Annotated in this window: 24 protein-coding genes, 1 pseudogene and 1 riboswitch; of the genes and pseudogenes, 10 read left to right on the plus strand and 15 right to left on the minus strand. The window is 69.2% G+C overall.

Annotated features, from left to right (window positions below; all coding sequences use genetic code 11):
- Positions 1-20 precede the first annotated feature (20 nt).
- Positions 21-251, plus strand: coding sequence for an EF-hand domain-containing protein (locus J5X86_RS16830; RefSeq protein ID WP_014055044.1), 231 nt, complete (start codon positions 21-23; stop codon positions 249-251).
- A gap of 67 nt (positions 252-318) precedes the next feature.
- Here the strand turns inward: J5X86_RS16830 and J5X86_RS16835 are convergent, their stop codons facing one another.
- The 3 genes from J5X86_RS16835 to J5X86_RS16845 form a co-directional block, all read right to left on the minus strand.
- Positions 319-627, minus strand: coding sequence for a hypothetical protein (locus tag J5X86_RS16835; RefSeq protein ID WP_078643828.1), 309 nt, complete (start codon positions 625-627; stop codon positions 319-321).
- A gap of 46 nt (positions 628-673) precedes the next feature.
- Positions 674-1,342: a glycoside hydrolase family 25 protein gene (locus J5X86_RS16840; RefSeq protein WP_208517621.1), complete on the minus strand. Its 669-nt coding sequence runs from the start codon at positions 1,340-1,342 to the stop codon at positions 674-676.
- Positions 1,343-1,981: 639 nt separating this feature from the next.
- Positions 1,982-2,713 carry a hypothetical protein gene (locus tag J5X86_RS16845; protein WP_208517622.1) on the minus strand — a complete coding sequence of 244 codons (732 nt, stop codon included), beginning with the start codon at positions 2,711-2,713 and terminating at the stop codon, positions 1,982-1,984.
- Between the two features lie 168 nt (positions 2,714-2,881).
- Here J5X86_RS16845 and J5X86_RS16850 point away from each other — a divergent pair, with 168 nt between their 5' ends.
- On the plus strand, positions 2,882-3,400 hold the full coding sequence (locus tag J5X86_RS16850) for a hypothetical protein (protein ID WP_208517623.1): 519 nt from the start codon (positions 2,882-2,884) through the stop codon (positions 3,398-3,400).
- Here the strand turns inward: J5X86_RS16850 and J5X86_RS16855 are convergent.
- Both J5X86_RS16855 and J5X86_RS16860 read right to left on the minus strand, forming a co-directional pair.
- Entirely contained in the window at positions 3,388-3,702 is a 315-nt protein-coding gene (locus J5X86_RS16855; protein WP_208517624.1) for a hypothetical protein, read from the minus strand. The two genes, J5X86_RS16850 and J5X86_RS16855, sit on opposite strands and share 13 nt — an antisense overlap.
- Positions 3,699-3,860 (minus strand): hypothetical protein, encoded by a 162-nt coding sequence (locus tag J5X86_RS16860; protein ID WP_208517625.1) that lies wholly within the window; start codon positions 3,858-3,860, stop codon positions 3,699-3,701. Before J5X86_RS16860 ends, J5X86_RS16855 begins: the two co-directional genes overlap by 4 nt.
- Positions 3,861-4,265: 405 nt before the next feature.
- Here J5X86_RS16860 and J5X86_RS16865 point away from each other — a divergent pair, with 405 nt between their 5' ends.
- Positions 4,266-5,090 carry a helix-turn-helix transcriptional regulator gene (locus J5X86_RS16865; RefSeq protein ID WP_308124587.1) on the plus strand — a complete coding sequence of 275 codons (825 nt, stop codon included), beginning with the start codon at positions 4,266-4,268 and terminating at the stop codon, positions 5,088-5,090.
- Entirely contained in the window at positions 5,087-5,311 is a 225-nt protein-coding gene (locus J5X86_RS16870; protein WP_208517627.1) for a DUF397 domain-containing protein, read from the plus strand. Before J5X86_RS16865 ends, J5X86_RS16870 begins: the two co-directional genes overlap by 4 nt.
- A gap of 35 nt (positions 5,312-5,346) precedes the next feature.
- On the opposite strand, the gene J5X86_RS16875 is transcribed toward J5X86_RS16870, so the two are convergent.
- The 3 genes and pseudogenes from J5X86_RS16875 to J5X86_RS16885 form a co-directional block, all read right to left on the minus strand.
- Positions 5,347-5,673, minus strand: coding sequence for a hypothetical protein (locus tag J5X86_RS16875; protein ID WP_208517628.1), 327 nt, complete (start codon positions 5,671-5,673; stop codon positions 5,347-5,349).
- Between the two features lie 92 nt (positions 5,674-5,765).
- The gene (locus J5X86_RS16880; RefSeq protein ID WP_208517629.1) at positions 5,766-6,194 is read right to left on the minus strand and encodes a hypothetical protein; all 429 of its coding nucleotides are present in this window, start codon (positions 6,192-6,194) and stop codon (positions 5,766-5,768) included.
- Positions 6,195-6,196: 2 nt separating this feature from the next.
- Positions 6,197-8,556: pseudogene (locus J5X86_RS16885) on the minus strand (RHS repeat-associated core domain-containing protein); the annotation flags it as partial.
- 125 nt (positions 8,557-8,681) lie between these two features.
- Here J5X86_RS16885 and J5X86_RS16890 point away from each other — a divergent pair.
- From J5X86_RS16890 to J5X86_RS16900, 3 genes are all read left to right on the plus strand, one after another.
- On the plus strand, positions 8,682-10,709 hold the full coding sequence (locus tag J5X86_RS16890) for a PrsW family glutamic-type intramembrane protease (protein ID WP_208517630.1): 2,028 nt from the start codon (positions 8,682-8,684) through the stop codon (positions 10,707-10,709).
- A 26-nt stretch (positions 10,710-10,735) separates the two neighbouring features.
- Positions 10,736-11,071 carry a hypothetical protein gene (locus tag J5X86_RS16895; protein WP_208517631.1) on the plus strand — a complete coding sequence of 112 codons (336 nt, stop codon included), beginning with the start codon at positions 10,736-10,738 and terminating at the stop codon, positions 11,069-11,071.
- Positions 11,072-11,197: 126 nt separating this feature from the next.
- Positions 11,198-11,764 carry a Uma2 family endonuclease gene (locus J5X86_RS16900; RefSeq protein WP_208517632.1) on the plus strand — a complete coding sequence of 189 codons (567 nt, stop codon included), beginning with the start codon at positions 11,198-11,200 and terminating at the stop codon, positions 11,762-11,764.
- Positions 11,765-11,768: 4 nt separating this feature from the next.
- On the opposite strand, the gene J5X86_RS16905 is transcribed toward J5X86_RS16900, so the two are convergent.
- Positions 11,769-12,395: a TetR/AcrR family transcriptional regulator gene (locus tag J5X86_RS16905; protein ID WP_208517633.1), complete on the minus strand. Its 627-nt coding sequence runs from the start codon at positions 12,393-12,395 to the stop codon at positions 11,769-11,771.
- Positions 12,396-12,515: 120 nt separating this feature from the next.
- Here J5X86_RS16905 and mca point away from each other — a divergent pair, with 120 nt between their 5' ends.
- Positions 12,516-13,409, plus strand: a complete 894-nt coding sequence (gene mca / locus J5X86_RS16910; RefSeq protein WP_243980636.1) for a mycothiol conjugate amidase Mca — start codon at positions 12,516-12,518, stop codon at positions 13,407-13,409.
- Here mca and J5X86_RS16915 read toward each other — a convergent pair.
- From J5X86_RS16915 to gcvT, 6 genes are all read right to left on the minus strand, one after another.
- Complete coding sequence (locus J5X86_RS16915) at positions 13,366-14,223, minus strand: RNA polymerase sigma-70 factor (protein ID WP_208517635.1); 858 nt, start codon at positions 14,221-14,223, stop codon at positions 13,366-13,368. The two genes, mca and J5X86_RS16915, sit on opposite strands and share 44 nt — an antisense overlap.
- Entirely contained in the window at positions 14,220-14,858 is a 639-nt protein-coding gene (locus J5X86_RS16920) for a carboxymuconolactone decarboxylase family protein (protein WP_308124589.1), read from the minus strand. Before J5X86_RS16920 ends, J5X86_RS16915 begins: the two co-directional genes overlap by 4 nt.
- A gap of 64 nt (positions 14,859-14,922) precedes the next feature.
- On the minus strand, positions 14,923-16,305 hold the full coding sequence (locus tag J5X86_RS16925) for an L-serine ammonia-lyase (RefSeq protein WP_208517636.1): 1,383 nt from the start codon (positions 16,303-16,305) through the stop codon (positions 14,923-14,925).
- Positions 16,306-16,404: 99 nt separating this feature from the next.
- Complete coding sequence (gene glyA, locus J5X86_RS16930; protein WP_208517637.1) at positions 16,405-17,670, minus strand: serine hydroxymethyltransferase; 1,266 nt, start codon at positions 17,668-17,670, stop codon at positions 16,405-16,407.
- Positions 17,671-17,695: 25 nt separating this feature from the next.
- On the minus strand, positions 17,696-18,076 hold the full coding sequence (gcvH, locus tag J5X86_RS16935) for a glycine cleavage system protein GcvH (RefSeq protein ID WP_014055066.1): 381 nt from the start codon (positions 18,074-18,076) through the stop codon (positions 17,696-17,698).
- A gap of 283 nt (positions 18,077-18,359) precedes the next feature.
- Positions 18,360-19,487, minus strand: a complete 1,128-nt coding sequence (gene gcvT / locus J5X86_RS16940; RefSeq protein WP_208517638.1) for a glycine cleavage system aminomethyltransferase GcvT — start codon at positions 19,485-19,487, stop codon at positions 18,360-18,362.
- Positions 19,488-19,656: 169 nt separating this feature from the next.
- A riboswitch (glycine riboswitch) is annotated at positions 19,657-19,767 on the minus strand.
- 169 nt (positions 19,768-19,936) lie between these two features.
- Here gcvT and J5X86_RS16945 point away from each other — a divergent pair.
- On the plus strand, positions 19,937-20,635 hold the full coding sequence (locus J5X86_RS16945) for an AAA family ATPase (RefSeq protein WP_208517639.1): 699 nt from the start codon (positions 19,937-19,939) through the stop codon (positions 20,633-20,635).
- A gap of 268 nt (positions 20,636-20,903) precedes the next feature.
- On the plus strand, positions 20,904-21,710 hold the full coding sequence (locus tag J5X86_RS16950) for an enhanced serine sensitivity protein SseB (protein WP_374229260.1): 807 nt from the start codon (positions 20,904-20,906) through the stop codon (positions 21,708-21,710).
- Positions 21,711-21,719: the final 9 nt, after the last annotated feature.

Consider the following 21,719-nt stretch of genomic DNA (forward strand, 5'->3'; position numbering starts at 1 on the left):
GCACGGAAGGGGCGGAACAGGTGGCGGATATCGAGGCGGCGCGCAAGGCGTTCGAGCGGTATGACCTCAACGGTGACGGCCAGATCACCGCGGCCGAGTACAAGAGCGTGATGGCGCAGCTGGGGGACCCGTATGTCACGGAGCCCGTCGCCCAGGCCGTCATCAACGCCCACGACGCCAACGGTGACGGGCTGCTCACCTTCGACGAGTTCTGGGCGGCCCAGAACAAGGACGGCAGCAAGACCGGCTGAACGGGCCGCACGGCGGCAACGGGCCGCACGGCGGCAACGAGCCGAACATGGCGGCACGGCCGGCGCGTCAGCGCCAGCCGCGCCGCTGTGCGCTCGCCCGCCGTCTGCGGTCGTTGCACAGCAGACAGCGGCCGTAGCCGGGCGGCAGCGGATCCTCCGGATCCCCGTACAGCGGATCGACGGCCCCGCGCGGATGCTCGGGACAGCCCGTGGCACCGCGCTCGGCGGTCAGCGACCCCGCGGCGGCGAGCGCCCGGCGCAGGGCGTCGGTGAGCAGCTCGGTCTCCGGCCCGGAGGGCGCGGCGTCCAGCGAGAAGGCGATGTCCGACGCGGTGGTGAGCGCGCTGCGGAGTTCGCGCAGGTCTGCGTAACTCATACCGGGCAGCGTAGGCGCACCCACCGACAACGCCCCGAGGGCCCGGTCAGGCCCCGCCCTCCCGCGCCTCCTCGCCACTCTCTCCCGCGCCCGCGTCGTCCGCACCCTCCGCCAGGTGGACGTCCTCGGCGTCCTCCGTCTCCTCCGTGGTGAGCGCCGCCCGGCTGGGATCGGCCCACGCCTGCAGCGCGGCCTTACTGGAGAAGTTCGCCACGTCCTTGTCCAGTGGGCGGTCGGTGTACTGGTGGATCCGCCACTTCGCCTTGATGCGCGGCTTGCCCGCCGTCACATAGTCCGCTATCCACAGGCCGTCCCCGGCGTAGGACGTGGTGTCGTAGTTGAGCCAGAAGCTCCGGTTGCAGTAGAGCATCACGCGGTGGGTGGGACGCAGCTTCTTGACCTCGCGGATGAACCGGTCCTTCTCGGCGTTGCTCGCGCGGGTGCCGGAACCGGTGGTCTCCCAGTCCACGGCGAGCAGATCGTGCTTCTGGGACGCGCACTTCTCGACGAAGTACTGCGCCTGCGCCGTGATGTTGCCCGGCCACAGGAAGTGGTAGAAACCGACGACGCATCCCGCCTTCCGCGCCCGGGACGCCTGCGAGGTCTGCTTCGGGTTGATGTACGACCGTCCTTCGGTGGCCTTGATGAAGACGAAGGCCAGCCCGTCCGGGTCGAAGGTGGACTGGTACGAACTCACGTCGATGCCGTGCAGCATGGCGCCTACCTCGGGTCAAGAACGAGTGAACACACGGGTGTTATTCCCCCTCTCGTACGGAGGACCCTACTGGGACGAGATCGCGGTCCGCAGGCGTTCGGGCCCACGCCGGGGGAGCGGGACGCCGGGGAGCGGCACGCCGAGGGAACGGGCACGCCGGAGCAACGGGGCAGGCCGACCGAACGGCCACAAAGAGAAGCGGACCCGAGGGTTTGGCCATCCCCCGGGCCCTGTGATGCCGCCCAACTGCGCACGCCCCCCGGATGAGAACGGGTCAATCTGATGTCGTCGTGTTCTTCCGTTGAACTACCGCTCCACGAAGCGGGGCGGGCCGGATTCGAACCGGCATCCGACGACCAAGCCCGTGCCCGGTCGGTAAGGCGATCGGCGGCGAATGCTGAGGCTGGAGCAAGAATCTGAGATTGAACGCGTGCCACGGGCGCACGGCCCGCTCGAAGACCGGGGGCTAATCCCGGCTACCTCCTGAGGCGGACCGTCCCCTCTCGTGACCAAGTGCTCGGAGAGGTTGTCAATACCTCCCAGCGCAACCACGTGCATCACGACGAGCTTCAGTTTCAGCTTGCGCTCCTCGCGCACCCCGCACCACCGCTTGACCCGGCGGCCGGGGAGTCCATGACGCTACCCGAACAGGTAGCCGAAGACCACGTCGCCCATGCGCTGATCGGCGACGTCCACGCCATTGGCCTCCTCGCGGGCGTACTTGACCGCCTGCTGGAGCTTCTCCACCCGGTCGAGCAGCTCATTGACCCGCCGCGCCGGGAGGGCCCCGGAGAACTTCACCGTCGTCCAGTAGCCGACGGGGATGTCCTCGTAATACACCTCGACCTGCGCCGGGTGCTTCTCCGTGGCCTCCGCCTTCACGTGGTTCCTGGGCACCTTCTTCGTACGGACGGTCCGCACGGCCTCGGTCTTCCAGCTGTCCGTCGACGGGTCGAGCGACCACGACTCGGCGGCGTCCAGGGTCGGCAGCCTGCGGATGAAGGTGGCGAGATCCGTCAACTGCTTCTCCAGGAACAGCAGATACGAGACCGGCACATCACGCAGCAGCGTGCGCCCCTCGACCTCGATATCCGCGCGGGCCTCGCAGTTCGTCCAGTCCTTGGTGGCGGTCACATCGAACAGCCGGGTCAGCGTCGTCGCGGTATCCCGAAGGACGTCCTCCGCCTTCACCTGCACCCGCGTCGACTCGGGCGGCAACTGCTCGCCCTCCTCGTCCTTCGGCTGATACGTACGCGAAATCCCCGCCAGCAGCGCCGGCTTGTCCAAACGGCGCTGGGACGCCGTCAGGTCGGCTTGCGTCTTGGACTTGACGCCCTTCTCCACTGCGATGATCTGATTGAGTTTCGCCACGCGAAGGACGCTAGCAGGGCGCGAGCGCCGCTCTCGAACGATATTCGAGGCGCCCGGGCCCCGGCGCCCCCCGCCACCGGCCGGGCGATCCGGGACCGGTCCCGGACACGGTGTGCCAGCTTGATCCCGCTGAGGAAGGCCCTCAGGTCCACCCACGGGAGCCAAGCCATGTGCGGGAAACCCTCCACCCGACGACGCGGCGCGCTCGCCGCCTCCGCCGCCTTCGGCGCGGCCGCCGTGCTGCTGCTCGCGGGATGCGGCACCGATGACACGCGGCACACGGCGTCCTCGGACAAACCGAGCACGGCCAGGACGTCGGCGACCCCCAGCGCCGAGACTCATCCGACCCCCAGCGCCGAGAGTCATCCGAGCCCCGGCACCCCTTCGACTCCGCCCACCGACCACAGACTCCCCGCGCAAGTGCCGTCGGACGCCGGCGACCAGGCCAAGGAGGACTTCCTGGCCTTCAAGAGCCTTGAACTCCAAAGCGCCCTGCGTAATATCGACCCGGCTCTCGGGGCCGCCGAAGACGTCGACAAGGCCGGAGAGCAGTGTTACGACCTCCGACGGAACGCCGCGAACCCGGACGAGAAAGCGGCACGACGCTTCAGCACCGCACAGCACAAGGTGACCGTGGCCAACGGCAAACGCATCAACGCGCTGCTGCGCCAGGACTACTGCTCCTGAGGAACGCCAAGGCGCTCCGCGAGCGCCTCGGCGGACTCGACGGCATCACACGGTCCCTTCTCCATCCGCTCTCCATCTGCCGGGAAACGCAGGGCTGCGGCGTCGGCCGTCCACTCGATCCCGCCGCGCTCCGGACGGAGGAAGGCGACCCGGTCGCCGGTCATCCGGTGATCGAAGCGCAATTCGGCGGCGCTGTGGACCGCCTGTACCACGCCGGTGCGGTCACTGACCGGGTCGTACGCCATCTGGCCGGGGGCTGGCACTGGACGGTTGGGCTGTGACTGATGGAGCTGGTGGTTCATACGGCTCGTCCTTCGGGCTGCCGGGGGATGCGGACGGTGTGGGCGGGGTGGCGTCGGCGCAGTACCTCGTAGTCGGTGGCCTTGCTGTAGTCCCCGGCTTGTTTGGCCTGTTCGCGCAGTGCCGCGTAGTGGCGGCAGGTGGGGCAGGTGTCGTTCAACGGTCACTCTCCGGTGGGTGCGGGTGCGGGTGCGGGTGCGGGTGCGGGTGCGGGTGCAGGTGTGGGTGGAGGCAGGGCGGCTGTTGGCGCCGTGCCAGGTCTTCGGGGAGCGCCCCGCAGAAGAGGGCGTACGGAGTCCCTCCCGCCGATGGCTCGGCCGGGTTCACCGAAACCCAGCCACGTCGGCGTGCCACTTCCCGCATCTCGCGGGTGACCCGGTCCGCGACGAGAGGCCGTGTGGATTCGGTGATGTGTTCGGGGGGAAACACCATGGGGGGTTCTTCCTGACCTGGATGTGTCTTGCGAGCTTTAATCACTCTGTGTACTCCCAGCGTTGCCCTGCGGGGCCTCGCGCAACAGGGATCGGGGCACACCAAGAGGCTTGGGGTGAGGGGAGAACCACAGGTGAGTGAGGCCAAGCAAGGCCAGGAGCCGTCCAGCGGGGCGGCGTTCCTCGGAGCCGAGGTACGGACCTGGCGGACACATCGGGAGCTGAGCCAGCGGGAGTTGGGCTTGCAGGCCAACTACGGGCAGCAATATGTCGCCAAGGTGGAAGCAGGCGAGCGCTTGGCCAGCCCCGAGTTCGCCGACGCGTGCGATCGGGTCTTCGGGACGCCAGGCATGTTCGCGCGCCTGCGGAAGCGGGCCAGTCAGCATGGCTATCCGGACTGGTTCGTGCCGTACGTGCAGTTGGAGCGGCAGGCGACGGGTATCTCGAACTACTCGGCAGCGCTCGTCATGGGCATGCTGCAGACGCCCGAGTATGCGCGGGAAGTCTTCCAGGCCGTGCATCCCCGGGCGAGCGTCAACGAAATCGACGCGAAGATCGAGCGACGACTGCGGAGGCACGAGGTGGTGGAGAAGGACACCCCTCCACTGCTCTGGTGCGTCCTGAACGAGGCTTGCCTACGGACTGCGGTGGGTGGCCTGGAGGTCATGGCCGCACAGCTCGCCCACCTTCTGAAGGAGGCGGAGTCTCCGCACATCACTCTTCAGGTACTACCGTTCGAGGTGGGGGCATCCCCGGCGGCAGAGAGCTTCACGCTTCTGACGTTCGATGAAGGGCACAATGTCGCCTACGCGGACACGGCGATGGCAGGCCAACTCGTCGATTCACCGGAAGCGGTGGCAAATGCGACAGCCACCTACGACCGACTGCGGGCTGCCGCTCTGCATCCCGAACAGTCCCTGTCCATGATCTGCAGTGTGATGGAGGAATACGCCCGATGAAGACCGCCCTCGACCTGTCCGGTGCTGAATGGGTCAAGTCCAGCTACAGCAACGGCAATGAAGGTGAGTGCGTGGAGTTTGCCCCCGGCATAGCCGCCACTGCCGGTGTCGTCCCGGTCCGGGACAGCAAGCACCCGGCAGGCCCCGCCCTCGTCTTCCCCGTGGAGGCGTGGGACTCGTTCACGGCCGCCGTGCGGAGCGGACGGTTCCCCACCGTCTGAGGCGACAGGACACACGGGCGCGGGAAGCGCCATCCTCAGCGTGTCTTCAGACCGCGGTCTTCGAGTTCGTCAGCGCACTCCTCCGGCACCGCCACGGCCTCGAAGGTGACTGTGCCCTGGTGCAGGGGGGTCGCGGACGGGTTGAGTGCTTCCGGCTGCTCGCGCTTGGCCTCGGCACGGGCTTGTTCGATGTCGTCGGCGATCTCCTGGCAGTCGACGGCGTACGTGCCCGTCGGCGTCGGCTCCTCGGCGGGGGACCCCGGCTTGTCCGTGTACGGCTCGGCGTTGAGGGCGGAGGTGGCGGCGATGCCGGCCAGGCACAGCCCCGCCCAGGCGGCGATGATCGGTCGGCGGGCGCTCAAGAGCCCGCCATTCCGATGCCTGCGGCAGTGGAGAACATATCGATTATCTCGCCATTGATGGTGTGTGACTGGTGCGCCAGCTGGGTCGATGCCTAGAAGTTATCCGCGAACGGATCTTGTGCATCTCCCCAATAGAATGCATGCGAGCCTGTTTCGGGAGAATAATCTACTCGCGCTCCCGTGTCGGGAAGATGGAATTCTTCTCGCAGCCATCCGTCGATGGCGAGGGCGGCGACTTCCGAACGGTAGTCGCTGAGTGGAAACGTGAGTCGATGGACTGCGATTTCTATGCCCTCAGGATGGAGTGAGGAGAGGTTCTCCGAGTGAAGTGATACGCCGACGCAGAGCCACGCCAGATCTTTCCAGTTAATGCCCGGTGGAGGGGATAGATAAATCTTTCGGTGGATTTGGATATGCTGTTTGTGTGGTCTGCCGTTCGCGATGCTCGAGGCGGACAGGTCGGCGGCAAGGCCCCCACTGGGGAAGCGCTTGCGGAATTTGAAGGTTCGAACGACTGTCATTTCTATTCCAGGAATTTCAACAGGTGGAATACGGATTTGCTGAAGAAGTGCTCTTCACCCATTCCGGTTCTACCTCGTATGTAGTCGTAGCCGTGTGGCATTCCATCTCCGTACAGTCGACTATGGCGATCCATGAAAAATTCCGCTTCGCTAGGGCTCATTTCGATCATATCGGCCTTGCGTAGGGTTGCAAAGTCGTCTCCGGAGACTCTGAAGGTCAGTATCTCTACGTCATACCCTCGGCTCTGTCGACGTTCCAGATAGCGCTCGGCATCCGCCCTGCTCCCCCACGAGTAGACACCTTCTCCGTATTGCCCCCGGTTCTCTTCTGCAGGCCACGGGGTGCCGTCACTTCGTAGCCGCGTGGCGTCTTCAGGACCTTGCACTGTGTGGAACTCACGGCAGGGGGCGAGGCCGAGGGGGTCGGTCCAGGTGTGGGGGTTGTGGACATAAGTCGCCGGGTTGGGGGCTGGGGTGAGGCCCAGGGGGTCGGGGGTGAGGTAGCGGGCGGTATGGGGGTCGTAGTAGCGGTGGTGGTTGTAGTGGAGGCCGGTCTCGGGGTCGAAGTATTGGCCGGGGAAGCGGAGGGGTGTATAGGCCGTGCTGTCGGCGGCCCAGGTGGTGGTGCCCCAGAGGGTGGAGCGGGTGTGCCACGCGATGGTGCCTGATTCGTCGACGAGTTCGGGGGGCCGTCCCAGGTGAAATCCGTTTGCTCCAGGACGCTTTCGCCGTCGGCCGCGAGGCGTTGTTTGGCGGTGCGGCGGCCGAAGGGGTCGTAGAGGTAGCGCCAGACCGTGCCGTCGGGGGTGGTGACCGATACCAGGCGGTCTTCGGCGTCCCAGGTGTAGCGCCAGGTATCCGGCTTGCGGGACAGGCGGGTCTTCTGACGGAGAGTGGGGCGGCCAGCCTCGTCGTGTTCGTACCGGACCGAGCCCGCACCGGTGATGCGCGTGCCGGTGTAGGTGCGGGGGCCCGTCGACTCCTGGGCGCGTTGCGTGCTCGGCCAGGCCGCGTGTGTTTGGTTGCCCGCCTCGTCGTAGGCGTAGGTCTCGGTCCAGCCGTCGGCGTGGACGGTCGTCACCCGGCCGGTTGCGTCCAGATCGAAGGTGTGTCGGCCCGACAGGTGGTCGTCCACCGAGATGAGGTGGCCGTCGGCTCGATAGTTGTACGCCCGGTGATGGATGTCGCCGGGTGCGCCGGTCAGCGATTGCGCGGTCAGGCGGCCGAGCGGGTCCCAGGTGCTGGTGAGGGTGAGGGTGTCGCCGATGCGGCGCGTGGTTTCGCGGCCCGCCGCGTCGTGTGCCGAGGCGAGGACGCGGTCCCCGGTGGTCAGGGTGGTGCGGTTGCCCGCCACGTCATAGGCGTAGGTCGTGATCGCACCCGTGGGTGTGGTGCGGCGGGTGCGGTGGCCCAGGGGGTCGTAGGTGTGCGTCAGGACGCGGCCGTTCACCATCTCGGACGTCACCCGGCCCAGGCGGTCGCGTTGGTAGACGACCTCCGCGTCCGGACCGGCAGCTGAGGTCAGGAGCCCGGCGGGGGCGTAGGTGAAGGTTGTGGTGCGGTCGTCGGACGCTTTGCGGATCAGTCGGCCGAGTACGTCGTGCTCGTAGGCGACGGTCCGGCCCAGCGGAGTGGTCCGGGCGGTGAGCTGGCCCGCCGCGTCGTACGCGTATCGCACATGACGGTCGTCGAAATCCGTCTCCGCTATCAGGCGGCCCGTCAGGTCGTGTTCATAACTCCATGTCAGACCCTGCGGATTGGTGACCTTCGTCAGCCGCAGCGCCGCGTCGTGCTCGAACTCGTAGCGGACGCCGTCCGGGCCGGTACGGGCGGACAGCAGGTCGAAGTGGGTGTACTCGTACACGGTCGTGCCGCCGACGGGGTCGGTGTGGGTGGTGCGGTTGCCCTCGCCGTCGTACGTCCAGGACTCCGCCGAGCCATCCGGCCCGGTGCGGCGCAGGAGTTTGCCCTCCGGGCTCCATGTGTAGCGGGTCACCGCGCCCAGGGGGTCGGTCTCGGCCACGACGCGGCCGAACGCGTCCCGTTGGTAGTGGGTGGTGGCTCCCAGCGGGTCGGTGATTTCGGTCGGGAGCCCGGCCCCGTCGCAGCGCACCCGGGTCGTCGCGCCCAGCGGGTCGGTGACGGCGAGCAGACCTCCGCGCGCGTCGTAGAGGTAGCGGGTGGTGGCGGAGAGCGGGTCGGTGAGGGTGGTGTGGTTGCCCGCCGCGTCGAAGGTCTGCCGCCACTCCGCGCCGCCCGGGTCGGTGATCCGCGGAGGGTTGCCCTGTGCGTCGAGCGCGGCACTGATCTCGCTGCCGTCCAGCCCGCCGAGCGGACCCGCGCTCTGTGCGTGTCCGCGTGTCCGACGCCCGCCGGCGGCGCGGACGCCGGCACCGCCCCGTCCACGGCAGGCGGAAGTCCCGTTGTCGCGACCACGATCTGGGCAATAGCCTCGCCACCTGAGCCGAACAGTCGGGGGGACTGGGCGTGGCGTTACTCATGGTGGCCGCGAGCGTGTACGGCGTGGCGCAGCTTCTGGTGTTGTCCTGGCCGACCCGGTCGGTACGCATTTCCACGACGTTGCTGATCACCGCGGTCGGCGTCTATGGGGCCGGGGTCGCGGCGGCGCTGTTGGAGTTGGCCTATACGCGTGGGGTCGCCGAGGCCACCGGGGAGTCGCTGGCCGACGTCGTGAAGACCGCGAGCTATGCGGTCGACCCGGTCATCGAAGAGCTGATGAAACTGGCGCCTCTGCTGCTCGTGGCGTGGAACGTCAGGGTCCGGCGGCAGTGGGGGCTGACGGATTACGTGGTGCTCGGCGCTGCGCTGGGGGCCGGGTTCGGGCTCTTGGAGGCCGTGGCAGGGTACGGGCTGGACGCGGACCGGGCGATTCCGCACCCGGCCGGCGGCTGGGCCATTCCCGACAGCCTCCGCGCGCCGTACATCCCGGGTGTCGAGCAGGTCTTCTCGGCCTGGTTCCCCGCCCCACAGGGGGTTTTGGAACTCGGCGACCGCACCCCGGCTGCTGTCACCAGCCCCCATCTGGTGTACACGGCTCTGGCGGCGTTCGGGGTCGGTGTCCTGCTGCGCGGTCGGGGCTGGGCGCGTGCGCTCGGCGTCCTGCCGCTCGCCGCCACCTCCGCGCTCCACATGCTCACCAACTACGCTGCCGCGCACCCGATGGATCGCGACGCGGCGGACTGGGTCGACACGTTTGAGGGGACGCTGTGGGCGGTGCCGCTGGTGTGCCTGGCGGTCGCCATGGCCGCCGACCTGCGGCAGTTGTGGCGGGGGAAGGCGACCATGCCGGGTGTCCTGCTGCAGGCGGAGCGTGCGGGCAGGACCGGCCTGAGCGCGCTGGCGTCCTATGGGGCCTGGTGCGTGCCCTGGTCCACGTTGATCGCGTTGCGCTTCGCCCGGCTGCGGCGGTCCCTGCTCTACGGGGCGGCCGGCCCGGGACTGTACCCCGGCGCCGAGGCCCTGCACGGTACGGTCGCCTGGTCCGCCGCCCAGATCGACGCTTCCGACCGCGAACACGCCTGGCGGGGCGTCGACGTACGGGCGGTGGCAAGGGCGGCCGGTAGGCTGCGGGACCGGCGCCGGAAGTGGTACGTACTCATATCCGTCGCCCTGACCATCCCGGCGCTGCTCCTCCTGGCGGTCGGCTCTTTCCCGTCCGCGGCCGATCTTCAACAGCGCTTCGCGTCGGGCACCGGCCTGTATGTGCTGGTCGGCTTCGGGATCGCGGGCCTGCTGTGGACGGGCTGGCTGCTCGTGCGCCTGCTGCGCACCTGGCGGGCGACGCTCGCCCTGCCGCACGGCGAGGCGCTGGCCACCATCCGATTCCGGATCTGGATCGCACTCGGCGGCTGCCTCGTCGGCACGCTGTTGCTCCTCAGACTCGCGGACGGCGCGGCCCCGGACGCCCCCGTCATCCGCAACCTCCACCTCCTGGAGGCGCTGAACAACTTCCTGACCTACCTCGGCTTCGCCCTCCTCCTGCTGTCCCTCCTGGCCCTCATCTCACCTGGCGGCGGCGTCGGGCTCGCCCTGGCCGGCGCCCGAGTGGGCGTGACGGTCCTCACCCGGGAGGCCGCGATCCACGCGGCTGCGTACGGGGCGTTGGGCGTCGTCTTGATGGCCGCGAGCGGTGGCACTGGGGCTGACGGTTCGCCCGACCGGCAGAATGAGGAGGCATCGAAGTCCGCTGATGAAGACCAGCAGAACCTGACCTTCCAGCCCTCGCCCAAGCACGGACAGACCCAGAGGGGAAACGCTGCCCCCGAGCCATCAAACCCTCAGAGCACCTTGGAGAGTTCGATTAACCGCAACCCCAATACGACGCGACGGGTGGGAGTGGACAAAGAGGCCGGAGAGTTCGCCGTATTCGACGAAACGCACAACGGTACCGGCATCTATCACGGTCACGTCCGGAAGTGGAATGAGCTGAGTCAGCAGATGCAGAGTGCACTACGGAAAGTGGGCCTAGTGACGGCCAAGGGTAAGATCAAGTAGTCGCCTGGCTAGGAGTTTCTTTTCCTATGGAGTACCAAAAGCCTGAGCAGGTTACCGCAGAGAAAGCTGCGGAAATCTTCGGTTCCGGGCAGCCGCGAGAAATCTCCGAGACGCTGATCGCAGCCTCTCTGAACCTTCAGGACCGAGAGTGGGTGGAGCGATGGCTGATCCACTTCACCTCGCACCCCGATTCCGACGTACGCAGGGCCGCCGCGCTTGCGCTGGGCCACCTTGCCCGGCTTCACCGGCAGGTGTCACCCGATGCTGTCGAGGCGGTGGGGAGGCTTCGGGGCGACGAGTCCCTCGCGGGCGCTGCCGCCGACGCACTCGAAGACGTGGAGATCTTCACCCGTGAACCGTGACGAGACAGAGGACGCAGGCCAGCGGATCCCTGCGCTGGGGCCGTGAGTCCGGAGCAGGGGGCGCCTGCCCCGGTACGCTGAGGCCAGCAGCACCAGCCCCATCGCACAGGTTCAGGGAGGTGAGTCATGACCGCCGAGATGGTCGCTCCCGAGTGGATGCACGAGCAGATCACGGCTGAGCAGTACGACTCCTGGTCCGAGGAGCAGTGCGCGGGCATTGAGATCGTGGACGGGATGGTCGTGGTGAGCCCCAGCGCGTCGAAGCGGCACAATCGCCTGGCTCGGATCCTTGCCAATGCCCTGGAAGATGCCGCAGGCCCTGACTGGAACGCCGATACGGACTTCGACGTCCGGCTCCAGGATGTGCCGCTCACCAATCGTCGTCCGGACGTGGTCGTGTATCGAGCGGAAACGATCGACGTCACGCCCACCCGGCCCGAGCATGTGCTGCTGGTCGCCGAGGTCGTGTCGCCCGGTTCGGAGACCACCGACCGCATTGTGAAGGTGGACCAGTACGCCAAGGCCGGGATCGCCTTCTACTGGCGGATCGAGCAGGCGGCCACCGGTGTCCCGCTCGTCTACACCTACGTCCTCGACCCCGCGACCAAGACCTACCGGGAGGGCGAGGTGTTCACCGGTGTGGTGAAGGTCGCGGCTCCGTTTCCGGTGCGGGTCGATCTCGGTCAGCTCTGACGGATCAGCGCACGGCGTAGTCGCCCAAGGATGGCTCCAGCAGGTCGAAGACCTTCTCGGCTGAGCGGGTTGCCGCCGTGGCGATTTCGTCGTTGGGGCGGCCCGCGCGGGTGAGGACCTGGACGTGGTGGAACAGGGTGCGGTGGGCGCTGGTGAGGAGGGAGGCCACGGCTCGGGGGGTGAGGTCTTCGGGGGTGGCCGCGGTGTCGGTGGTGAGTACGTCCGCGAGGGCTTCTTCGCGTTGGTCGTGGAGCTCGCGGAGTCTCGCGGTCAGGGTGGGGCTGTCGGCGAGCATGCGGGCGAACTCCGGGCTGGAGAAGCCCACGACGGGGTCGTGACGTTCGACCGCGGCCAGGTATGCGCGGCGTAGTGCCGTCAGGGCCGATTCGCCGGTCGGGCGGCCCGCGACCGTCCGGGCCAGGGCGGTGGTGATGGTCTCGTGGTAGTCGAGGGCCAGGTCTTCCTTGCGCGGGAAGTAGTTCGTGACCGTCATCTTGGCCACCTGGGCGGCCGTCGCGATCTCGGCGATCGTCACTGCCTCGAAGCCGCGCTCCATGAAGAGCCGGGTCGCGGTGTCGGAGATCATCTGGCGCGTCTGCCGCTTCTTCAGCTCACGCAGTCCTGCTGTCATGGCCCCATCCTCGCATGGGTGGTCCTAAGATTGTGGTTGACCTAAATTTGTGTTCGGACTAATTTTCTGTTTGTCCGTCACCACGAACCATCCCGAGGAGTGCGCTTGAACCTGCGTCTGATGAGCGTGCACGCCCACCCCGACGACGAGTCCAGCAAAGGCGCGGCCACGCTGGCCAAGTACGCGGCCGAGGGGGTGGAGGTGCTGGTGGTCACCTGCACCGGAGGGGAGCGTGGCGAGGTGCTCAACCCCGCCATGGACCGGGCCGGTGTGCGGGAGAACCTCGCCGCGATCCGGCGGGACGAGATGGCCGAGGCCCGTCGGATCCTGGGGGTGCGGCAGCACTTCCTGGGGTTCGTCGACTCGGGGCTCCCGGGGCCGGGCGAGCCGCTGCCGGAGGGCTGCTTCGCGTTGGCGCCGCTGGAGGAGGCGGCCGGGCGCCTGGTGAAGCTGACCCGGAGCTTCCGCCCGCATGTGGTCGTCACATACGACGAGACCGGCGGCTATCCGCACCCGGACCACATCAGGACCCATCAGGTGACGGTCGCCGCCTTCGATGCGGCGGGGGAGGCGGGCCGGCATCCCGAGGCGGGCGCGCCCTGGCGGCCGTTGAAGCTGTACTACCAGGGCGGTTTGTCGCGGCCGTGGTTCCAGGCCATGCACGACGCGATGACCGCGCGCGGCATGGACTCGGGCATGCGGGAGGTGCTGGCCGAACTACCCGCGGCCGGGTTCGGGTCCGGGTTGGAGATCACCACGCGGGTGCCGTGCGCGGAGTACTTCGCGACCAGGGACCGGGCGCTGCTCGCCCATGCCACGCAGATCGACCCGAACGCCGGATTCATGCTTCATGATCGTGACGTTGAGCGCGAGGTCTGGCCCACTGAGGACTATCTCCTGGCCCGGTCCCACGTCGACGTCGCGACTCCCGAGGACGATCTGTTCGCCGGTGTGCGGTGCCCCCAGCGGCCTACGGCGGCGGCAGGTGCCGCAGCTTCTCCGGGTTGCGGATGATGCGGATCTCGGTGATCCGCGCGTCCTCGACCTCCGCGCAGGCGACCGTGTCCGGGCGGCCCGCGACGGTGAGGAGCAAGCCTGGGCGGCCGTTGACGTCGACCGTGTGGACCCGGGGGTCGTCCATCGGCTGGGTGAGGACGGCGGCGAGGAAGCGGGCGACCTTTTCGGCGCCGTGCTGGGGGCGGAGGGCGGCTTTGACCTTGCCGCCGCCGTCGCTCCACGCCGTGACGTCGGGGGCGAGCAGCTCCATCATCCGGTTGAGGTCGCCGCCGAGGCAGGCGGCCAGGAACTCATCGGTGACCTGGCGCCGCACCTCGGCCGGTGTGTCGTAGCGCGGTCGGCGGGCCTGGACGTGTGATCTGGCCCGGTGGCCCACCTGCCGTACGGACGCCTCGCCGCGGTCCAGCATTCCGGCGATCTCCCTGAACGAGAAGCCGAAGACCTCCTTGAGCACGAAGACCGCTCGCTCCAGCGGCGAGAGAGTTTCGAGTACGACGAGCAGGGCGAGCGAGACCGACTCGGCCAGCTCCACCTCCTCGCCCGCGTCGGGCTGAGTGACCAGCGGCTCGGGCAGCCAGGGGCCGACGTACTGCTCGCGGGTGGCGGCGGCGGAAGTGAGCCGGTTGAGCGAGAGGTTGGTGACCGTACGGGCCAGATAGCCCGCCGGGTTGTCCACCGGGGTGGTCACCTGACTGCAGCGCAGCCAGGTGTCCTGCACCATGTCCTCGGCATCGGCGACGCTGCCGAGCATGCGGTAGGCGATGCCGAACAGCATGCGCCGGTGGCGCTCGAAGGTGGTCGCGTCGATCACGTCCGTGACGGTACCGCGCAGGTGTCCGAGAAGCCCTGGCTGGTCAGGCCGAAGGCGCTGTTGATGCGCGAGCGGTAGTTCTCCAGGGCGACCATGGCGGTGAGTTCGACGAAGGCGGCTTCACCCAGCCGCTCGATCAGGGTGGCCGCGAGCTCGTCGGTGACGCGGGGTTCGGTTTCGGTCATCGCTTCGGCGTAGTCCAGGACGAGCAGTTCCAGCCCAGTGAAGGCGTCCTGGTGGTCGCGCCACCGCGGGACCTTGGAGATCTTGTCCATCGGGAGGCCGAGGGCGTCGGCCTCCCAGTGGCCGAAGTCCATGCACCACGAGCAGTTGATCCTGGCCGCCGCGGCCATGACGGCGAGGTGCTTGAGGCCCCGGTCGAGGCGGTTCCACTTGGCGGCACCGCGCTCCTGCCGGACGTAGGTGAGGAGCACCCGCCCGTTGTGGCCGATGGCCAGGCCGGGGTCGAGCACCTTGCCGTAGGTGCGCCGGGAGTACCAGGCGCCTATGCGGTTGAGCAGCGTGCTGGGCGGAGTGAGCGAGATACGGGCCATGGCGGGTTTCTCCATCGTGTCGCGGCTGGGGTCGTAAGACCTTCCGCAGGTGCGACAGAGCAGGCCGCCGGAGTGTGACATGCGGCCACCACTCCTCCCCGACGGATCCGGCCGGACCCGGCCGCCCTCAGCACCCTCAGCACCCTCAGCACTCGATGACGTTCACCGCGAGCCCGCCCCGCGCCGTCTCCTTGTACTTGACCTTCATATCGGCGCCCGTCTCCTTCATCGTCTTGATGACCTTGTCGAGCGAGACATGGTGGCGGCCGTCGCCGCGCAGGGCCATCCGCGCGGCGGTGACCGCCTTGACCGAGGCCATGCCGTTGCGCTCGATGCAGGGGATCTGGACCAGGCCGCCCACGGGGTCGCAGGTGAGGCCGAGGTTGTGTTCCATGCCGATCTCGGCGGCGTTCTCCACCTGTTCGGGGGAGCCGCCGAGGACCTCGGCGAGGCCGCCGGCGGCCATGGAGCAGGCGGAGCCGACCTCGCCCTGGCAGCCGACCTCGGCGCCGGAGATCGAGGCGTTCTCCTTGAAGAGCATGCCGATGGCGCCCGCGGCGAGGAGGAAGCGGATGACGCCGTCCTCGTCGGCGCCCGGGACGAAGCGCGTGTAGTAGTGCAGGACGGCGGGGATGATGCCCGCCGCGCCGTTGGTGGGGGCGGTGACCACGCGTCCGCCCGCCGCGTTCTCCTCGTTGACCGCCATGGCGTAGAGGGTGATCCACTCCATGGCGCGGGCGGCCGCGTCGCCCTCGGAGCGCAGCGCGCGGGCGGCGGTGGCGGCGCGGCGGCGGACCTTGAGGCCGCCGGGGAGGATGCCCTCCTGGGACATGCCGCGGGCCACGCACGCCTCCATGACGTGCCAGATCTCCAGGAGGCCGTCCCGGATCTCCTTCTCCGTGCGCCACGCCTTCTCGTTCTCCAGCATCAGCGCCGAGATGGACAGGCCGGTCTCGTGGGAGAGCCGCAGCAGTTCGTCGCCGGTGCGGAAGGGGTGGGTGAGGACGGTGTCGTCGAGCTTGATGCGCTCCTCGCCGACCGCGTCCTCGTCCACCACGAAGCCGCCGCCGACCGAGTAGTACGTCTTCTCCAGCAGCGGATGGCCCTCGGCGTCGTACGCGAGCAGCGTCATGCCGTTGGCGTGGTACGGCAGGGAGCGGCGGCGGTGCAGGATGAGCTGGGTCGACGCGTCGAAGTCGATCTCCTGGCCGGGGCCGATCTCGGTGCCGAGCAGCCGCAGCCGCTTGGTGGTGCGGATGCGCTCCACCTCGCCGTCGGCGGCCTCTACGTCGACGGTGCGCGGGGAGTGGCCCTCCAGGCCCAGCAGCACGGCCTTCGGGGTGCCATGGCCATGACCGGTGGCGCCCAGCGAGCCGAAGAGCTCGGCGCGCACGGAGGCGGTGTGGGCCAGCAGGCCCTCGTTCTTCAGCCGGCGGACGAACATCCGCGCGGCCCGCATCGGGCCGACAGTGTGCGAGCTGGACGGGCCGATGCCGATCGAGAAGAGGTCGAATACGGAGATGGCCACCGGGGGACTCCTTCGTCTGCACGCGGGGGGAGGCGTGCGGGCCGTGCGGGGGTGGTGCGGCGGGGGCGCGCCAGGGCGGGCGCGCCCCCGTGTCCAGGGTTACTCGGACAGATGGGCGTACAGCGGGTGCTTGTCGGCCAGGGCGGTGACCCGGGCCTTCAGCGCCTCCGCGTCGTAGGACGGCTTGAGCGTCTGCGCGATGACGTCGGCGACCTCGTGGAAGTCCTCCGCGGTGAAGCCGCGCGTGGCCAGCGCCGGGGTGCCGATCCGCAGACCCGAGGTGACCATCGGGGGCCGCGGGTCGTTCGGGATCGCGTTGCGGTTGACCGTGATGCCGACCTCGTGGAGCCGGTCCTCGGCCTGCCGTCCGTCCAGCTCCGAGTCGCGCAGGTCGACCAGGACCAGATGGACGTCGGTGCCGCCGGACAGGACGGCGACGCCCGCTTCCCGCACATCGGGCTGGGTCAGGCGCTCGGCGAGGATCCTGGCGCCCTCCAGCGTGCGCTCCTGGCGCTCCTTGAACGCCGAACCCGCGGCGACCTTGAAGGAGACCGCCTTGGCCGCGATGACGTGCTCCAGCGGGCCGCCCTGCTGACCCGGGAAGACCGCCGAGTTGATCTTCTTGGCCAGATCGGCGGTGGAGAGGATCACGCCACCGCGCGGACCGCCCAGGGTCTTGTGGGTGGTGGTGGTCACCACATGGGCGTGCGGTACGGGCGAGGGGTGCAGCCCGGCCGCCACCAGACCCGCGAAGTGGGCCATGTCGACCATCAGGTACGCGCCGACCTCGTCCGCGATCCGGCGGAAGGCCGCGAAGTCCAGCTGGCGGGGGTAGGCCGACCAGCCCGCGATCACCAGCTTGGGGCGGTGCTCCTTGGCCAGCCGCTCGACCTCGTCCATGTCGACCAGACCGGTCTCGGCATCCACGTGGTAGGGCACCACGTTGTAGAGCTTGCCGGAGAAGTTGATCTTCATGCCGTGGGTCAGATGGCCGCCGTGCGCCAGGTTCAGCCCCAGGATGGTGTCGCCGGGGGAGAGCAGGGCGAACATCGCGGCCGCGTTGGCCTGGGCGCCCGAATGCGGCTGGACGTTCGCCGCCTCGGCGCCGAAGAGCTCCTTCACCCGGTCGATGGCGATCTGCTCGACCACATCGACGTGCTCACAGCCGCCGTAGTAGCGGCGGCCGGGGTAGCCCTCGGCGTACTTGTTGGTCAGGACCGAGCCCTGGGCCTCCATGACCGCCGCCGGAGCGAAGTTCTCCGAGGCGATCATCTCCAGGGTGGACTGCTGGCGGTGGAGTTCGGCGTCGACGGCGGCGGCGACATCCGGGTCGAGCTCGTGCAGGGAGCTGTTGAGAAGCGACATCAGGGTCCCGATCGGAAGAGGAGGGTCAGTTTTCGGCGAAGGCGGTGTACGCGTCGGCGGAGAGCAGCTCCTCCGGCTCGCCGGTCACCCGCACCTTGAACAGCCAGCCGCCCTCGAAGGGGGCGGAATTCACCAGCGCCGGATCGTTCACCACGTCCTCGTTGATCTCGGTGACCTCACCGGAGACCGGCGAGTACAGGTCGCTGACCGACTTGGTGGACTCCAGCTCACCGCAGGTTTCACCGGCGGTGACGGCGGAGCCGACGTCCGGGAGCTGGACATAGACGACATCGCCGAGCGCGTTGGCCGCGAATTCGGTGATGCCGATCGTCGACACGCCGTCCTCGTCGGCGGCCGACAGCCACTCGTGCTCCTTGCTGTAGCGCAGCTGCTGGGGGTTGCTCATGGTCCGATTCTCCTGGATACGGGGGAGTGCTTGGGAAACGGGTCTTAGCTGGTGGGACGCGACACCGGTGGGTGCGGTGCCGTGGGTGCGTTGCCAGCGGGGTGTGACGCCGGTGGGTGCGGCGCCAGCGGGGTGTGACGCCGGTGGATGCGGTGCCGGCGCCATGTGACGCCGGTGGATGCGGTGCCGGCGCCATGTGACGCCGGTGGATGCGGCGACGGTGGACGCCGTGCCGGTCCATGTGATGACGCCGGTGGGGCGCGACGCGTTGCGGCGGGACCGCTCAGCGCTCGCGCCGGTAGAAGGGGAGCGCCACGACCTCGTACGGCTCCCGGGTGCCCCGGATGTCCACCGAGACTCCCTCGGTGCCGGGCTTCGCGTACTCCGGGTCCACGTACGCCATCGCGATCGGCTTGCCCAGCGTCGGCGAGGGCGCTCCCGAGGTGACCTGGCCGATCTGTGAGCCGTCGGCGGTCACCACGGCGTATCCGGCGCGCGGGACCCGGCGGCCCTCGGCGACCAGGCCGACCAGGGTGCGGGGGCTGACGGTGTCCGCCTCGCGGGACGCGGCCTCCAGGGCCTGGCGGCCGATGAAGTCGCCCGGCTTGTCGAGCTTCACCACCCGGCCGAGCCCCGCGTCGAAGGGGGTGGTGTCGGTGGTCAGCTCATTCCCGTACAGCGGCATGCCCGCCTCGAGACGCAGGGTGTCCCGGCAGGACAGACCGCAGGGCACCAGGCCCACCGGGGCCCCCGCCTCGGTCAGCGCCTCCCAGACCCGCTCGGCGTCGTCCGGCGCCAGGAACAGCTCGAAGCCGTCCTCGCCCGTGTAGCCGGTGCGGGCGATCATGGCGGGGACGCCCGCGACGGTGCCCGGCAGCCCGGCGTAGTACTTGAGCCCCTCCAGGTCGGCGTCGGTCAGGCTCCCCAGGATCCCGGGGGACTCGGGTCCCTGGACGGCGATCAGCGCATAGGCGTCGCGGTCGTCCCTTACGGTCGTCTCGAAACCGGCGGCCCGCTCGGTCAGCGCGTCCAGCACCACCTGGGCGTTGGAGGCGTTGGCCACGACCAGGAACTCCTCGTCCCCGAGGCGGTAGACGATCAGGTCGTCCAGGATGCCGCCCTCGGCGTCGCAGATCATGGTGTAGCGGGCGCGGCCCACGGCGAGCGCCGACAGCCGGCCGACCAGTGCGTGATCCAGGGCCGCTCCGGCCTGCGAACCGATGAGAGAGATCTCACCCATATGGGAGAGATCGAAAAGCCCGGCGCGGGTGCGCACCGCGGTGTGCTCGTCGCGCTCGCTGCCGTAGCGCAGCGGCATGTCCCAGCCGGCGAAGTCGGTCATGGTGGCGCCGAGCGCACGGTGCCGTGCGTCCAGCGCGGTGCGGCGTGGGGTGGGCGGGGCGTCGGTCACGATTCAGGCTCCAGGAGATCGGGGTCGCGCGACGGCGAGGACGTACGACAAGGACGCGTGCGTCCTCCCCATCTGTCATCGGAACCTGAGAGGTTCGCCGCGACGCCCGTAAGGGGCCCGGCTTGCACCTTGGGTGGAGCCGCGCCCGCGGCTCGCTTTTCAGATCTGCCTCGTCCACGCGGTATCGGGGCCTGAGAGATTCAAGGGAGGACTTGCTCCTTCGGCGCCCTGGGCACCCGGCACGACTGCCGGTGACCAAGGACTCTCCCGCGCGGATTCAAGCGGCCGGTATGGAGTTGCGCGCACATCATCGCATGTGTGGCCGAGAAAGGAAGCCCCGATCGGGGCGGCTCCGGCCGGATCGGGCAGAGGCAGCCTTGATGGACATTACCTTTTCTTGACACTCTGCGGGTACGAGCAGCGTTGACCGACCTGGGAGGACGATCACGGTGCATGGGCAGGGAACATACGAGACCGCGCAAAGGCTCCTGCCGGCACGGCGTGGCCGCATCCCCTCCGGGTCGACGGCCATCCCCGGCAGGCGCATCGCGGTGCACGACCTGCGCGGCCAGCCGCCAGGCGGCGGCGCGGACCCGCGTGAGCTGCGCTTTCCGGTGGGGGACGTGCTGGTCGCCTCCGGGCTGCCGGGCGCCGGCAAGAGCACGCTGATCAACCGGACGGTGCCCCTCCTGGACGGGACGGGCACGGTCGTCATCCGGGTGGACTCGCAGAACACCCGGGAGGCGTGGGAGCGCCGAATGCCCGGCTGGCTGCCGTACGCGCTCTACCGCCCACTGGTGCGGTACGCCCACTACGCCGGGCTGCGCCGGGCGCTGCGCTCGGATGTGAGCGTCGTGGTGCACGACTGCGGCGCGCTGCCGTGGGTCCGCCGCTGGCTGGCCCGGGACGCGCGGCGCCGGGGCCGCAGTCTCCACATGGTGCTGCTGGACGTGGACGCCACGATGGCGCTGGAGGGCCAGGCCGCCCGTGGCCGCGGGGTCTCCGGCTATGCCTTCGGCCGGCATCGGCGCGCGATGCGGCGGCTGATCGCGGAGATGGAGGAGGGACGGCCGCCGGAGGGGTGCGCCTCGGCGGTGCTGCTGGACCGCTCGACCGCGAGCGAGCTGCGCTGCATCTCCTTCGAGTGAGCCCCGCACCAGAAGTGAGCCCCGCATGGGAGGGGACGGGGGATCCCGCTCCAGGGCGGATGAGCGGTCCCCGTTCCCCGGGGAGGAAGGAAGACGCCGGGTGACCTTGGCCGAAAATCGGCCACCGGGGCATCACCCAGTGTGACGGTGGCGTGGGGCGGGGCGAGGTGGGGAAGTGCTGTGGAGATGACGCCGCCCCCGCTGGCCCTGGGCCGCCCAGCCGCTAGGGTGCTTTGGGCAGGTAGGACGAGATGGCGGTTGGACGAAGATGAGCTTCCCGGAGCAGTACGGCATGGCCCCGGCTCACGGAGGATTCCCCGACGGCGCGCAGACCGCGTATCCGGCGTTTCCCGGCAATGAGCTCGAAGAGGTGATGGCCGCCTCGATCGACGTTCCCGGGGCCGGAGCGCGCATCGTCGAGACGCTCTCCCGCAGCCATGTCTGGGTTCCGCTGCCGGGCGGCGGGGGCCCGGGCAGCCCGAGCCTCGATCTGCCCACGATGGAGATCGAGGGCGCCGCGTATGTCCCGGTGTTCAGCTCCGAGCAGCAGTTCCTGCAACTCGTCGGCTCCCATATGTCCTTCGCCATCGCCCCGGCCGTGGAGTTCGCCCGCGGGCTGCCGCCCCAGCTCGGCATCGCGGTGAACCCCGGTGGTGCGGTGGTCGTACCGCTGCCTCCGCCCGCCGTCCGGGAGCTGTGCCGTGCCGGGCGTAGTGAGCTCGACGGCCCGGCCACCGGGGGCAGGGTGCGGCTCTTCGAACCGGACTGGCAGGACGAGCCGGTGGACTTCCTGGCCGCCGCCGGGATCGAGTTCGCCAAGGACAGCGGGGTGCGGACCGCCCGGCGCGCGCTGGCCAGCGTCGAGGGCGACGAGCCGGCGCTCTTCGTCGGTGTGCAGCTCGATGCCCCCGGCCCCGAGGGCCAGGCGCGCGCGGTGGACGCGCTGGGCCGCGCCCTCGGCGTGGTGCCCGTGCGGTGGAAAGTCCAGCTCGTGCTGCTGGATGTGGCGCAGGGGGATCCGGTGGTCGACTGGATGATGGGGCGCGTACGGCCGTTCTACGACCGTGACCTCTGACTCACCCCA

This window comes from Streptomyces sp. NEAU-YJ-81, assembly GCF_017592595.1.
Classification (GTDB): Bacteria; Actinomycetota; Actinomycetes; order Streptomycetales; family Streptomycetaceae; genus Streptomyces; species Streptomyces hygroscopicus_B.

Coding starts and splice junctions, on each gene's coding strand:
- J5X86_RS16835 (WP_078643828.1), bottom strand. CDS start 627: ATGAGTTACGCAGACCTGCGCGAACTCCGCAGCGCGCTCACCACCGCG.
- J5X86_RS16840 (WP_208517621.1), bottom strand. CDS start 1,342: ATGCTGCACGGCATCGACGTGAGTTCGTACCAGTCCACCTTCGACCCG.
- J5X86_RS16850 (WP_208517623.1), top strand. CDS start 2,882: ATGTGCGGGAAACCCTCCACCCGACGACGCGGCGCGCTCGCCGCCTCC.
- J5X86_RS16855 (WP_208517624.1), bottom strand. CDS start 3,702: ATGAACCACCAGCTCCATCAGTCACAGCCCAACCGTCCAGTGCCAGCC.
- J5X86_RS16870 (WP_208517627.1), top strand. CDS start 5,087: ATGAAGACCGCCCTCGACCTGTCCGGTGCTGAATGGGTCAAGTCCAGC.
- J5X86_RS16880 (WP_208517629.1), bottom strand. CDS start 6,194: ATGACAGTCGTTCGAACCTTCAAATTCCGCAAGCGCTTCCCCAGTGGG.
- J5X86_RS16895 (WP_208517631.1), top strand. CDS start 10,736: ATGGAGTACCAAAAGCCTGAGCAGGTTACCGCAGAGAAAGCTGCGGAA.
- J5X86_RS16900 (WP_208517632.1), top strand. CDS start 11,198: ATGACCGCCGAGATGGTCGCTCCCGAGTGGATGCACGAGCAGATCACG.
- J5X86_RS16905 (WP_208517633.1), bottom strand. CDS start 12,395: ATGACAGCAGGACTGCGTGAGCTGAAGAAGCGGCAGACGCGCCAGATG.
- mca (WP_243980636.1), top strand. CDS start 12,516: ATGAGCGTGCACGCCCACCCCGACGACGAGTCCAGCAAAGGCGCGGCC.
- J5X86_RS16920 (WP_308124589.1), bottom strand. CDS start 14,858: ATGTCACACTCCGGCGGCCTGCTCTGTCGCACCTGCGGAAGGTCTTAC.
- glyA (WP_208517637.1), bottom strand. CDS start 17,670: ATGTCGCTTCTCAACAGCTCCCTGCACGAGCTCGACCCGGATGTCGCC.
- gcvH (WP_014055066.1), bottom strand. CDS start 18,076: ATGAGCAACCCCCAGCAGCTGCGCTACAGCAAGGAGCACGAGTGGCTG.
- J5X86_RS16950 (WP_374229260.1), top strand. CDS start 20,904: ATGAGCTTCCCGGAGCAGTACGGCATGGCCCCGGCTCACGGAGGATTC.